Here is a 12,742-nt window from a genome sequence, read left to right on the forward strand (position 1 = left end):
GAAGGAGGCCCCGCATGAGTATCACCAAGTGGCTGACCGGCCTGTTCGCCAAGCCGTACCGGACGGTCAGTGCGGCCGAGGCCCAGCAGTTGCAGAGCGGCGGAGCGATCCTGCTCGACGTACGCGAGAAGCACGAGTGGCGAGCGGGACATGCGCCGAAGGCGCGCCACATCCCGCTCGGCCAGCTCTCCGCGCGGTCGTCCGAGCTGCCCGCGGGCCGAACCGTCGTCACCGTCTGCCAGTCGGGGATGCGCTCGGCCCAGGCCGCCCGATACTTGGCCGCCGAGGGCCGGGAGGTCGCCAACCTGTCCGGCGGGATGCACGCCTGGTCGCGGGCCGGGCTGCCGGTCACCCGCTGACGCCCACCGCCGAAGTCGCGACGAAATGACGTCCGGTACGCGTGTTCCCCACCGTTCGCACGGGAGCAACCCCCTAATGTGGGCATATGCGACCAAATCAACCGGAATCAATCTCACGTCCTCGTCGCGTCCTGGTCGGCGGCATCGCGGTGGCGATCGCCGTCCTGACCGGTGGCGGAGTCGGCTGGGCGGCTCCGGCTGAGGGAACGCTGCTGGTGGACGAGCCGTTCACCGGCGCGGCCGCCGACGCCCGGTTCGCCGGGTACGGCTCCGCCTGTCTCACCGGAGCGCCGCCGGTCACCGGCATCGGCGACGGGCCGCATCCGCTGGGCGGTTGCGGGTCCGCAGTCGGGCCGGTCCCCCCGGCGGGCGGGGCGCCGTTCGGTTTCCTCCGGCTCACCGACGACCTCAACGACCAGTCCGGCGCAGTCCTCTTCGAGCAGGCCCTGCCCGCCTCCGAAGGCATCGAGGTCACGTTCGATCAGTATCAGTACGGCTCCACGACCCCAGCGACTCCAGCGGACGGGATCTCGTTCTTCCTCGTCGACGGGTCGGGTGGGCTCAGCGCCCCCGGGGCGTTCGGCGGAAGCCTCGGCTACGGCAAGAAGCTGCCGGACGACGACCCGGCCAACCCGTTCCTGCCCGGCGTCGACCACGGCTACCTCGGCGTCGGATTCGACGTCCTCGGCAACTACTTCGGCGACTGGGAACACCGCGGCAGCGGCTGCGCCCAGCAGTCCCCGGCCGGCACCCCGTTCCGCATACCCGGGCCGGGTCAGAACATGGTGACCGTGCGAGGGCCGGGCAACGGCACCGAGGGGTACTGCTTCCTGACCGCGACGACCAGCAACTTCACCACCACCGGCCCCTGGCCGTCGACGCTGCCCGGACAGTTGCAGGGACCGCTGACCGCGTTCCCGCCCGGAACGACCGCCGAGCAGGCCGCCCAGCTGCTCCAGCCGTCCAAGCGAACGGTCACCATCCAGCTCAGCCCGGGTCCCACACCGCACGTCACCGTCGACATCGACTTCAACGACGGCGCGGGCGCGCGGCGGGTGCTGGACTTCGATGCGCCGACCCCCGTTCCGGACACCTACAAGTTCGGCTTCGGCGCGTCCACCGGCCTGTTCACCGACATCCACCTCATCGGCAACGTGACGGTGCGATCCATGCAGCCGCTCGCGATGCTGGATCTCGCCAAGTCGGCGGACACGAGCCGGGTGTACCGCGAAGGCGACACCGTCGAGTACACCTACACCGTCACCAACGTCACCGGCGTACCGGTGCCGGACATCAAGGTGGCCGACGATCGGGTCACCGGCGTCGTCTGCGAGAGCACCTCGCTCGCCCCGGCCGGGTCGCCCGGCGACAGCACGACCTGCACCGGAAGCTACCTGGTGACGGCCGAGGATGTGCTGGCCGGGACCATCACCAACACCGCGACCGCCACCGGCGACGACGGACGGGTCGTGTCACCCGAGCGAGCCGTGACGGTGGAGACCGAACCCACGCCGTCACCGTCGCCGTCGCTCTCACCGTCCAGCTCACCAGGCCCGGCCGTCTCGCCCGCGCCGTCCGGACCGGCCCTGGCGAACACGGGAACCTCGCTGTCGCCGATGCTCTTCTTCGGCGCGGCCGCGATCCTGCTCGGCGTCATCACGCTGCTGATCAGCCGGCGGCTTTACGGCTCCCGCCACTGAGCGACGCCTTGGCAACCAGGGCTATCCGCGCTCGTCGGCCGAATCGGGCGGCGGCCCGTGCAGCCGCTTCTGAAAGTCGGCCGCCACGCGGGGCAGTCGTTCACCGGTCGCCGGATCCGACGGCGCCAGGTCCGCGCGACCGTGTTCGCGATACTCGAACAGCCAGCGGTGACACGTGCCGTCCTCAGCCTCCGCCCAGTGAATGGCCCGCAGCACCACCGGCCGATACACCAGCTGCGCCCGGAAGCCGCCGAGGTACTTGGCCTTGATGTGCGCCTTGACGGGGCTCCGGCGGCGATGGGCGTACCCGAGAACGGTCAAGGTCTCGTAGCCCATGCCAGCGAAGCCGCCCAGCACGTAGAGCTTGGCTCCGGCCGGAAAGATCTTCTGACTGCGCAGCTCGGCCTGCGGCCCGGTCGGGCTGTACGGGTACGGCAGCAAGGTGCCGACGACGCACCACTCCGGGCCGAGCTCAGTCATCCTGGCCCGCCCGACGGGCCAGCCAGTCCGACGCCCGGCGGGCCGAGGCTCGGGCCAGCCAGGCGTCCTGGACGACCTCGGCCAGCTCGGCCCGGGAGATCTCCCCGAGTCGGCCGGCCCGGATCAGGACCGACGGGTGCCCGTTGAAATGCGGCGTCGTGAAGAACGGCGACTCCTCGTCCTGGACGAGCGCCTGCTTGTCCGCGTCGGAGCCGACCCAGAAGACGATCACGTCGGCGTAGCGCTCCCCGGTCTCCGGGTCGTACGCGTCCGGCCGCGGGTTCCGGAAGAAGATGAACGACTTCCCGCCCACCTGGTAGATCGGATTGTCGCCGGTGCCGTTCTCGACGGTCACGTGCGGCATCGCCAGCGCCAACTCGTGCACGTCGTCCACCTGGGCGGGGCGGCTTTGGTCAACCATGACCTCAGCGTAGGACGGACGCCGCCTTCGCGCGGTCGAATCGCAACCTTCCAATGTAGAGCCATCGTGGCACATTCTCGTGACCTTGACCCCCTGGAAGGTGTCGGACGGTTGTTCTAACGTTGACTCTGTGAGCGGGGTGTTGGCGCAGGTCGAGGCGGATGTCGCCGAGCTGGCGACTAGTCCCCTGTGGACACTTTCGGACACCGAGATCACCGACGAAATCCGCCGGGTCCACGCCGTGATCCAGCAGCTTTCCGGTCGGCTGCTGACGTTGATCGGCACCGCGGACAGTCGCGAGATTCCGTACAACGCGGGCGCGACCGGCACGGCAAACTGGCTGTCCTACCTCCTGGCCATGCGGCACAAGGATGCTGTCGGTTGGACGAAGCTGGCCAAGCTGCTGCCTGAGACTCCGGTGGTCGAGGAAGCCCTCGTTGCGGGGCGGGTCACCGTCGAGCAGGCGCGGGTCATCGCCAAGACGGTGGATGATCTGCCGTCGGCGGTGGGTGCTGTCGGCAAGGCGAAAGCCGCCGAGGTGCTGACCAAGCTTGCTGTGAACGACCGGTTGCGGCCGGAGACGCTGGAGAATCATCGGTCGCAGATCCTGGAGCTGGTCGCGCCGGAGATCGCCGAGGAACGGCTGCGCCGCGACCTCGAGCGTGCCGAACGGTCGGCCTACGACCGGCGCGACTTCACCCTCATCCCCTACGGCGAAGGCGAATACCGGGTCCGCGGCGTCCTGGACGCTGAAATGGCGGCGATCGTGCGGACCGCGTTGGATCCGCTGTCCGCGCCGCGCAAGCCCGCGCCCACCGCGACCGCTGCGGCTGGGCTGGCTGGGGGTCAGGAAGCCGCAGACGGCTCCCACGCGTCGGGCGGCACGGGTGTGGACGCAGCAGACAGCTTCACCATGGCAGGCTGCGCGGGCGCGGGCTGCGTGGGTGTGGACGCAACGGGCGGATTCACCATGGCAGGCTGCACGGACGCGGGCTGCGCGGGCGGGTGCGCGGATGCGAGCGGCGCGGGCGGGTGCGCGGATGCGAGCGGCGCGGGCGGGTGCGCGGATGCGAGCGGCGCGGGCGCGGGACGTGGCGCTGATGCGGCAGACGGCGGTCGCGTTGCAGCCCGGGTGCTGCCGGGGGAACCGGATCTGCGTTCGGCTGGCGCTCGGCGGGCCGATGCGCTGGTCGAGATATGCCAGCGGATCATGAACGCCGGTGAGCTGCCGGACAACGGCGGCGAGAAACCGCACCTGACGATCACCCTGCCGTGGGACGCGCTCCAAGCCAAGGTCGGCGCAGGGCTGCTCGACACCGGTGACCTGCTTACCCCGGAGACGGTGCGACGGTTGGCATGCGACGCGATGATCATTCCCGCGGTGCTCGGCGGCGACGGGCAAGTCCTCGACGTCGGCCGCGCCCGACGCCTCATCGACGGGCCGCTGCGTCGTGCGCTTGTGTTGCGGGACAAGGGATGCGCCTTCCCTGGCTGCGAGAGGCCGCCGCAGTGGTGCCACGGGCATCACGTCCGATCCTGGGCAGACGGTGGTGACACCTGCCTCGCGAACTCAGTCCTGCTCTGCGCGTTCCACCACCGCGAGATCCACCACGGGCACTGGGAAGTCCGCATGAGACCCGACGGCTTCCCCGAATTCCTGCCACCCGCTTTCGTCGACCCACAACGAAGACCGGTACGGAACACTCTCCACCGACGATGCTGATGCGGTGAGCCACGGCGCGCGCCGCAGGCGGCCCATGCGCCCTGCCTTCGCGAACTCAGGCCGGTTCGAGCCGACAATCGCCCTCCGCCTGCGCGAAACGACCGCCGCGCAGACCACGGCTGCGTGAGTCGACCGCCGCACGAGACGACCGCCACGCGAGACGACCGCCACGCGAAACAACCGCCGCGCAAGACGACCGTCATGCGAAACAACCGCCGCACACCGCTGCACGAGACGACCGCTGCACGAACGAGCGACCCGCGAACGACCCGCCCACGAAACGACCGCTGCGCATGCGGAGGGCGAATGACCATCGAATTCCGCGGTTAGACCGCTCGGTCAGCCGGCCACGCGCACCAGCAGGAGGCGGGATCGAGGTAGGGCTGGATCAGCTCGGACAGCTCTGGATGGCTCGACCGGAGCGGGCCACCAGAGGCGATCTTGCGGGTCACCCCGGCGAGGACGTCGGCGACCTGGACGCGGGGCTCGGTACGCGAGTCCGTCTGGCGGAACTGGAGGAACCGGCCTTGGGCAGGCGGGCGAATCAGTTCCAGCGGCGGTTCGGCCAGCACGTGTTCCAGTCGCTGGATCCGTCGTTCGGTCAGCGCCGACTGCTCGTCGTGGACGATTGCGATGGGCTGCGTACCAGCGCTCCAGTGCAGGACGGTGCGCGCCAGCGCCGGGAGCAGCGGCTCCAGCACGGGTTGCAGGACGTGGTTCTCGATCAGCCGGATGCGCGCCGCGTAGCCGCCGGGCCGGGCGTCGGCCAGGTCGCCGAGCAGCCCGGCGAGCCAGCCGTCGGCGGTCGTGCCCACCGTCGCGCGGAGGGCGTCGACCTGGTCGAAGAAGGCGTCCACCGGCCCGTGCACCTTGGGATGGCGGTTCTCGCGCAGCACAAGATTGGTGGCGGACAGGAATGCCTGCCACCGATCGCGGCCGAAGATCTCCTGGCCGGATCGGCACAGCGCGGTCGCCTGGGCCGCCAGCCGTGGATCGGGCCGCAGGCCCAGGCTGACCGTGTCGGCGAAGTCTCCGAGGAAGATGTCGAGGACGCGGCCGATGATGAAGCAGGATTTGTGGGTCAGATGGACCCTGGCCCGGCCGTGCACGGGACCGTCCTGGCCGAGGAACGCGGCGAGGCCGGCTCCGTCGGTGTTCCGGATCAGATGGCCGGCCTTGAATTCGTGGTGCTGCCGTTCGGTTCGGCCGCGCAGCAGCCGTACGCACGCCTCGGCGTCGTCGACGGACAACCGGACGCTGGCGTACGCGATGACGTCGGAATTCGCGGCGGCGAAGTTGCTACCTTCCCAGCCTGACTCGTCGCAGGCGATCTCCAGGGCAGGGTGGCGCGATATGTCTGTGGGGTTCAAAGTCTCTCCTGGCAGTCCAACGGATACGTCGACGGGTGATCACCGAACGACGATCACGTTCACGGAGCTGCCAGTGGTAGTCATAGAGCCATCGTGCCCGCTCGGCCGGGAACGCGCCACCGCTTATCGCGCCTGATGCCGCAGCTCCGTGTACGCCGCGTGCACGCCGAGGACGCGTTGCAGCTCGTCGACGCTGGGGGCGAAGTACTCGGCGCGGTCGTCCGGATCGCTCATCCCGTTGACCATGAAGTTCATCCCGCCGAACCCGGCCAGCAGCATCGCCAGTTTGAACATCGCCAGCGGCTGCCCCGGGAACAGCTTCGAGTACGCCACGGGCGCGTCGATCCACTTCTGGGCGATCGCCGGGTAGACCACGACGAGGCCGAAGACCATGAGGATCGCGAACAGGCCCGCCCCGACGATCGCCGCCCGGACGAGCTGGCGTACGGCGAGGACGAACAGCACGTTGATGCGCTGCCGGGGACGCAGCGGGATCGGGGCCAGGCCGCTGATGCTCGTCGCGCGCTGGGCGAGCGGCGTACCCCGGCAGGCGTCGGCCACTCCGGCCGGGGTGAAGTCGTGTTCGATCCGCGCCGCCTCCTGATTGAGGCGTACGCCGACGGCGAGGCTGGCGATCAGCGCGAACACCCCGACCAGCAGACCGATCCTTGCCCAGCCGAGACGGTTACACGCCTGCCAGAGTTCGTTGGTGAAGAACAGGAACAGGGTCGCGAACATCACCACCGGCAGCGCCCGGCCTTGGAGCCGAACCGTCTGGCGCAGGTCATGCCCGGCATGCCGCAAAGCTCGTAGCGTCAACGCGAACAACCCGTTGCTGGTGATCACGTACCCGATCGCGATGAGCGCCGCGTCGAGGAGCACCCAGGTGGCCGTCACCGTGAGCACGATCGCCCGGAAGTCCGCGTCCGTGAAGTCCTCGTCCGCGCCCACGGTGACCTCGACCAGGCCGCCGAGCAGGGACAGGTTCACCTCGATCCAGCCGAGCATCGCGGCGAGCAGGAACATGGCGGGGGGAATCAGGGCGTGGGCCGCCAGCACCATGACGGCGGTCCGGGTGGAGAGCCGCGGCGAAGGCCGTCGGCCGAACCGGGTCAGCCAGCCCCACACCGCCAGTGCCGCGATCGCGCCGATGAGCCCCGCGATCCACGGGCTGATCGCGGCGAACATGTCCAGCCAGAGCAGCGCGGTGAACGCCAGGAACGGCAGCATCCGCGCGACGACCTGGCGGAAGTCGTAGCCCTCGATGAGTTGCGGCAGGCCCTGCCGGAGGAACCACCGTTCGGTCCGCCACAACAGCCGATCGTCGGCGCGCATCCGTCCCCCGAAGTCCGCTCGCGCGCATCACGACGCGCCCACCAGGGCCAGCATGCGCCCCGGCCGTGCGGCCGACCGGGCCGACACGCGGGCGAACGAATTCGTTCGGCGTCGCTCTTGCATCCGGTACCCAGGTACAGGTTTGCCGTGGGACCATGACCGATCAGATCCCCGCTGACCTGGGGTGGGTTCCGGAGGCGTGCACCTTGCCGACCGCCGAGCAGCCGTTGCGCCTCGCGGAATTCGACGCGCTGTTCACCGGCTCGGTCCGCGCCGGCGACCGGCTCGCGCCTCGGCGCCTGCGCGTCACCCTGGCCGGCGATGCCGGTCTCGCCCAGGTGGTACGCGATCTCGTCGACCGTGAGACGCGATGCTGTTCCTTCTTCACCTTCACCGTCGACACACCCGAGCCAGGAGTGGTACGCCTCGACGTCGAAAGTCCCGGCCGGCTCGCAGATGGCACCTTGTGGTTCTGTTGGTCCTAACAAACCGCCGTCATGAAAGGCCTGGAGCGTCACACGGTGACGAGGACGTGGGTCCAGGTCGCCGTCTCGATGAAGCCGAGCTTCGTGTTCACGGCGATCATCGCCGCGTTCGTGGCGTCGTTGCTGGTGGAGACGGTGGTGACCGCTGGATGGTCGGCGACGAGGAGACGGAGCGACTCGTACTTCACGGCTTGGGCGAGCCCTCGGTTGCGATGCTCGGGGAGCACGGCGGTGTCGTCGACCATCGCCTGAGTGCCGGTCACGCGTAGATCGGTGAAGCCGGCCACCGTTCCGTCGGCGGTGAGGGCGGCGGTGACCCTTACTTCGTTGCCACGGTCGGCGGCGGCTTGTTCGACTTCGCGGAGGCGTTCGGGCGTCCAGACTTCGTCGTCGATCGCGGCGTCGCGGGGCGCGTCGTTGATCGCCGCTCGGGCGCGGACGAAGGAGTCGAGCAGGCCGTCCGGCGTCGCGCCGATCCACGATCGCAGGTGGTAACCCGCTGGCAGGTCGCGGCGCAGGTCCGGGTCCAGCGGCGGGTGCCAGACGCTGCGGCGGCTGCGATTGGACTCGCGCCCGCCGAGGGCGGTGACGAAGGCGCGGCCGGGCTCGGTGAGCACCGAACCGGCCACCGAACGACAGCCCCTGCTTTCGGCGTACCCCTTGACGAGCGTGAACAGCGCGCGGCCGTGCCCCTGGCGGCGGTGCTCAGGCGCGACGATCAGGTCCGAGACCCAGACGGTACGCGCGGAGTGGAGCACGGCCCAGGCGAACGCCACGATATCGCCGGTGGGGGCGCGATGGGCCCAGGCGGCGGCGTGGGCCGAGGGCGGCAGGTGGCTGAGCCGGGCGCGGTAGTCGGCCTCGGTGGTGATGGACTCGGCCGGCGCCGCCTGGGTGCGATGGTTCGCGTGCAGCCGGTAGACGTCCGCCCAGTCGGTGTCGGAGCCGGTCGTCAGATCGAAGGGCGTCATAGCCGCAGCGTAGGTATGCGGACCGCGCCGTGCCAAGGACTTGCGGCGCGTCCTGAGTGGAACTCGTTGCGCGCTCGTCGACATCGAACTCGTTGACGCAGCGCCCCGGCGACACTAGTCTCCAGAAACTATCGGACCGATGTCGAGAAAGTTTCCAGGCATTCTGCCCTAACTGGACACAACGTCGTGCCCCTCGATCGTCCGAAGCCGAGAAACGCCCATTTCTCGTTTGGGAGGCCCCATGTCCGGCTCCACGAACCTCCGAAGGTCCCTCGCTCCCGCCCTCGCCGTCCTGACGATCGCCGCCGGCGCCGCTGCCGCGGTCACGCTGCCCGCCGCCGCCGCGACGGCCGCGACCGTGTCGGTCAACGCCGGCCAGCGGCTGGCCACGATTCCCACCGAAGCCGTCGGCATGAACGTGGCCGTGTGGGACGGCCGGATGAACGATCCGGAGACGACCCAGCTGCTCGCCAACGCGGGCATGAAACTGGTGCGCTACCCCGGCGGCGGGTACGCCGACGGATATCACTGGCAGACGCACACCGTCGAAGGCGGTGGCTACGTCGCGCCGAACACCGAGTTCGACAAGTACGTCGCCACCGTGAAGGCGGCCGGCGCGCAGCCGATCATCACCGCGAACTACGGTTCCGGCACGCCGCAGGAGGCCGCGGACTGGGTGCGCTACGCCAACGTCACCAAGGGCTACGGCATCAGATACTGGGAGATCGGCAACGAGCTGTACGGCAACGGCCACTACGGCGCGCAGTGGGAGACCGACAACCACGCGGACAAGAGCCCGGCGGCGTACGCGACGAACCTGTTGCAGTTCATCACCGCGATGAAGGCGGTCGACCCGACGATCAAGATCGGTGCGGTGCTGACGACGCCGAACAACTGGCCCGACGGAGTGATCGGGTCCGGCGACACGATGGACTGGAACCACACCGTCCTGTCGATCGCCGGGTCCCGCATCGACTACGTGATCGTGCACCACTACCCGTACAGCACCAGCGAAGCCGAGCTGCTCGGCAAGCCGCAGGCGGAGATCCCGGCGATGACGAGCACCCTGCGTGCGCTGATCACCCAGTACGCGGGCACGAACGCGCCCAACGTCGGCATCGCGGTGACCGAGGGCAACTCGCAGTACGCCGTCGACACCTCCCCCGCCGGGCTGTACGCCCCGGACACCTACCTGACCTGGCTGGAGAACGGCGCGTTCACCATCGACTGGTGGAACCTGCGCAACGGCACCGACTGCAGCAAGGTCACCACGATCCAGGGCGCGACCGACTACAACGACGGCGGGGTGGTCTCCAGCGGCGCGTCCTGTGAACCGGCGGCGAACACGCCGTTCGCGCCGTACTACGGCATCCAGCTGATGACGAAGCTGTTCAGTCCGGGCGACTCGCTCGTCCAGGCCACCAGCTCGTCGTCGCTGTTGTCGGCGCACGCGGTCAAGCGGGTCAACGGCGACCTGTCGGTCATGCTGATCAACAAGGACCCGAACAACGACGTGTCGGTGGGCCTCGCCTACAGCGGGTTCACCGCGGCGGCGGGCAGCCCGACGGTCTACTCGTACCTGAAGAACGCGTCCGGCATCGGCTCGGCCACGACCGGCAGCTCCGGGACGCAGACCGTGCCGGCGTACTCGATCGTGGTGGTGCAGTTGCACCCGGGGACGGGGGCGAGTCCCAGCGCGTCGGCGTCCGCGTCCGCGTCGGCATCTGCATCTCCGAGTCCGAGTCCGAGTCAGGGTGGCTCGTGCCGGGTCGCGTACGTGAAGTCGAGCGAGTGGCCGGGCGGCCTCGTGGCGAACGTGACCGTCGCCAACACCGGGAGCAGTGCGGTCACCGGGTGGCGGCTCACCTGGACGTTCCCGGGCGACACCCGGGTCGGCAACGCGTGGAACGCCACGGTCACCCAGTCCGGGGTCGCGGTCACCGCCGTCAACGCCGCCTACAACGCGACCATCCCGGCCGGCGGCTCCCAGTCGTTCGGCTTCACCGGCACCTGGTCCAGCAACGACGCCAGCCCGACAAGCTTCGCCCTCAACGGCGCACTCTGCACGACCGGCTGAACCTCACGGCTCGCCCAGCCAAGTGAGCCAAGCCAAGTGAGCTAAGGCCGACCTCCTCAGCTGCCGGTGGCGGCCCGGCTTGGGTCTTGCCAGGCCGCCACCGGCTCCCCCTCTTCCTCAAGGTGGTTCCCATGACGTCGTTTCCCGAAGCAACGCGACTCTCCCGGCGGGCCGTCCTCACCGGTGCGGCGGCCGCCGCCGGTGCGCTGGCGAGCGGCGGTCTGACCGCCTGCGGTCCGGGCGACAAGACCAACGCCCCCGGCACGACCGGCGCCGACGCGCTCAAGCGGGCCCTGCCCAAGTACATCCCGAGCACCTCGGTCACGCCGGACATCCCCAGCGTCACCGGCGCCACCGGCGCCGCGTCCGATCCGGCCTTCCTCAGCTATCCCGCCACTCCGGCCCAGACGGTCGCCGCGAGGCCCGGGTCCGGCGGCGTCTTCTCCACGCGTACGCCGTTGTGGGGAGCCATTCCACCGTCGAGTGGCAACACATACTACGACGCGGTGAACGCCGCCCTCGGTTCGACGATGACGATGCAGCCCGCCGACGGAAACACCTATGTGGACACCCTGCCGGCGTTGTTCGCGGCGGGCAAACTGCCCGATTGGCTCCAGATTCCGTCCTGGGGCAACCAGAAGCTGAACCTCGGCACGGCGGTCGAGCAGTTCGTCGACCTGACCCCGTATCTGTCCGGCGACAACGTCGCCCAATACCCGAACCTCGCCAACATCCCGTCGGCGGCGTGGCAGGCCGGAGTGTGGAACGGCAAGCTCTACGGCATCCCGTCGTTCTCCTCGCCGAACAACTTCCCGGGGTATCTGTTCTACCGCAAGGACTTGCTTGAAGCCGCCGGAGTCTCGCCGGACGTGAAGTCGGCCGACGACCTCTTCGCGGCCGGTAAACAGCTGACCAATGCGAACGCGGGCCGCTGGGCCTTCGACGACCTGTGGCCGTTCCTGCTGTTCCCGTACGGCGTGGTCAGCACCTGGAATCCCGGCCCGGATGGCAAGCTGGTCCACCAGTACGAGACCGACGGGATCGTCGAGGCGATGTCGTTCGCGGCCCGGCTCGCCAAGGCCGGGTACGTCCACCCGGACGCGCTCGCCGGCAACACCGGCAACGGCCAGCAACGGTTCTGGAGCGGCAAGGTCGCCATCGGCGCGGGCGGCACCGGCGCGATGGACGGCGACGACCACAAGGGCGGCACCGCGGCGAATCCGGCCTACAGCCGCCAGCTGGTCAAGGTCTTCAGCGCCACCGGCGGTACGCCGCAGATCCAGCTCGGTCCCGGCGCGGGCTGGTTCAGCTACCTGAACAGGAAGCTGTCGGACAAGCAGATCCGCGAAGCGCTGGCCATCGCGAACTTCCTCGCCGCGCCGTACGGGTCGAAGGAGTATCTGCTGGTCAACTTCGGTGCCGCAGACGTGGACCATACGATGACCGGCGGCAACCCGGTACTGACCCAGCAGGGTTCCAAGGACGTGGCGACCAGCTACCAGTTCCTCGCCAGCGGGCCGCAGGTGTCGCTGGTCAAGAACGGGTTCACCCAGGTCGTCAAGGACTACGCCGCTTGGCAGGCGGACGCGGTCAAGCACGCGGTCCGGCCGATGTTCTTCGCGATGAACGTCACCGAGCCCGCCCAGTACGCCTCGATCGGCCAGCAGGTCGAGGACACCATCAAGGATGTGCGGTCGGGTCGCAAGTCGATCGACGACTACCGGGCCGCCGTCGCCGCCTGGCGCAAGCAGGGCGGCGACGACCTTCGGAAGTTCTACGAGGGCGTCCGCGAGAAGCACGGCACCGGACAGTGAAAGGAAC

General features: G+C 69.3%; 11 protein-coding genes. 6 read left to right on the top strand and 5 right to left on the bottom strand.

Going from position 1 to position 12,742, the window contains the following annotated elements; genetic code table 11:
- Window positions 1-14 precede the first annotated feature (14 nt).
- Both HDA40_RS07530 and HDA40_RS07535 read left to right on the top strand, forming a co-directional pair.
- Window positions 15-359 (top strand): rhodanese-like domain-containing protein, encoded by a 345-nt coding sequence (locus HDA40_RS07530; protein ID WP_253753336.1) that lies wholly within the window; start codon window positions 15-17, stop codon window positions 357-359.
- A gap of 86 nt (window positions 360-445) precedes the next feature.
- A complete protein-coding gene (locus HDA40_RS07535) occupies window positions 446-2,059 on the top strand; it encodes a CLIPPER-2 domain-containing protein (RefSeq protein WP_253753337.1) in 1,614 nt (537 codons plus the stop codon).
- A 21-nt stretch (window positions 2,060-2,080) separates the two neighbouring features.
- Here HDA40_RS07535 and HDA40_RS07540 read toward each other — a convergent pair whose 3' ends face one another.
- Both HDA40_RS07540 and HDA40_RS07545 read right to left on the bottom strand, forming a co-directional pair.
- Entirely contained in the window at window positions 2,081-2,539 is a 459-nt protein-coding gene (locus HDA40_RS07540; protein ID WP_253753338.1) for a hypothetical protein, read from the bottom strand.
- A complete protein-coding gene (locus tag HDA40_RS07545) occupies window positions 2,532-2,960 on the bottom strand; it encodes an MmcQ/YjbR family DNA-binding protein (protein ID WP_253753339.1) in 429 nt (142 codons plus the stop codon). The genes HDA40_RS07540 and HDA40_RS07545 overlap by 8 nt, the downstream gene beginning before the upstream one ends.
- 85 nt (window positions 2,961-3,045) lie before the next feature.
- Between HDA40_RS07545 and HDA40_RS07550 the strand changes: the two genes are divergently transcribed.
- Window positions 3,046-4,683: an HNH endonuclease signature motif containing protein gene (locus HDA40_RS07550; protein ID WP_253753341.1), complete on the top strand. Its 1,638-nt coding sequence runs from the start codon at window positions 3,046-3,048 to the stop codon at window positions 4,681-4,683.
- A 326-nt stretch (window positions 4,684-5,009) separates the two neighbouring features.
- Here the strand turns inward: HDA40_RS07550 and HDA40_RS07555 are convergent, their stop codons facing one another.
- Together HDA40_RS07555 and HDA40_RS07560 are read right to left on the bottom strand one after the other, a co-directional pair.
- Entirely contained in the window at window positions 5,010-6,053 is a 1,044-nt protein-coding gene (locus HDA40_RS07555; protein WP_253753343.1) for a hypothetical protein, read from the bottom strand.
- Window positions 6,054-6,176: 123 nt separating this feature from the next.
- Window positions 6,177-7,388: a hypothetical protein gene (locus tag HDA40_RS07560; RefSeq protein WP_253753345.1), complete on the bottom strand. Its 1,212-nt coding sequence runs from the start codon at window positions 7,386-7,388 to the stop codon at window positions 6,177-6,179.
- A 155-nt stretch (window positions 7,389-7,543) separates the two neighbouring features.
- On the opposite strand from HDA40_RS07560, the gene HDA40_RS07565 reads away from it, so the two are divergent.
- Entirely contained in the window at window positions 7,544-7,873 is a 330-nt protein-coding gene (locus HDA40_RS07565) for a hypothetical protein (RefSeq protein ID WP_253753347.1), read from the top strand.
- Between the two features lie 29 nt (window positions 7,874-7,902).
- Here the strand turns inward: HDA40_RS07565 and HDA40_RS07570 are convergent, their stop codons facing one another.
- Window positions 7,903-8,844, bottom strand: coding sequence for a GNAT family N-acetyltransferase (locus HDA40_RS07570; RefSeq protein WP_253753349.1), 942 nt, complete (start codon window positions 8,842-8,844; stop codon window positions 7,903-7,905).
- A 241-nt stretch (window positions 8,845-9,085) separates the two neighbouring features.
- On the opposite strand from HDA40_RS07570, the gene HDA40_RS07575 reads away from it, so the two are divergent.
- Both HDA40_RS07575 and HDA40_RS07580 read left to right on the top strand, forming a co-directional pair.
- On the top strand, window positions 9,086-10,921 hold the full coding sequence (locus tag HDA40_RS07575; protein WP_253753351.1) for a cellulose binding domain-containing protein: 1,836 nt from the start codon (window positions 9,086-9,088) through the stop codon (window positions 10,919-10,921).
- 131 nt (window positions 10,922-11,052) lie between these two features.
- Window positions 11,053-12,735: an ABC transporter substrate-binding protein gene (locus HDA40_RS07580; protein WP_253753353.1), complete on the top strand. Its 1,683-nt coding sequence runs from the start codon at window positions 11,053-11,055 to the stop codon at window positions 12,733-12,735.
- Window positions 12,736-12,742: the final 7 nt, after the last annotated feature.

The organism is Hamadaea flava (assembly GCF_024172085.1).
Taxonomy (GTDB): domain Bacteria; phylum Actinomycetota; class Actinomycetes; order Mycobacteriales; family Micromonosporaceae; genus Hamadaea; species Hamadaea flava.

What these genes read in the sequence shown, in the direction of transcription:
- HDA40_RS07530 (WP_253753336.1), top strand. Translation starts at nt 15, where the DNA reads ATGAGTATCACCAAGTGGCTGACCGGCCTGTTCGCCAAGCCGTACCGG.
- HDA40_RS07535 (WP_253753337.1), top strand. Translation starts at nt 446, where the DNA reads ATGCGACCAAATCAACCGGAATCAATCTCACGTCCTCGTCGCGTCCTG.
- HDA40_RS07540 (WP_253753338.1), bottom strand. Translation starts at nt 2,539, where the DNA reads ATGACTGAGCTCGGCCCGGAGTGGTGCGTCGTCGGCACCTTGCTGCCG.
- HDA40_RS07545 (WP_253753339.1), bottom strand. Translation starts at nt 2,960, where the DNA reads ATGGTTGACCAAAGCCGCCCCGCCCAGGTGGACGACGTGCACGAGTTG.
- HDA40_RS07560 (WP_253753345.1), bottom strand. Translation starts at nt 7,388, where the DNA reads ATGCGCGCCGACGATCGGCTGTTGTGGCGGACCGAACGGTGGTTCCTC.
- HDA40_RS07565 (WP_253753347.1), top strand. Translation starts at nt 7,544, where the DNA reads ATGACCGATCAGATCCCCGCTGACCTGGGGTGGGTTCCGGAGGCGTGC.
- HDA40_RS07570 (WP_253753349.1), bottom strand. Translation starts at nt 8,844, where the DNA reads ATGACGCCCTTCGATCTGACGACCGGCTCCGACACCGACTGGGCGGAC.
- HDA40_RS07575 (WP_253753351.1), top strand. Translation starts at nt 9,086, where the DNA reads ATGTCCGGCTCCACGAACCTCCGAAGGTCCCTCGCTCCCGCCCTCGCC.
- HDA40_RS07580 (WP_253753353.1), top strand. Translation starts at nt 11,053, where the DNA reads ATGACGTCGTTTCCCGAAGCAACGCGACTCTCCCGGCGGGCCGTCCTC.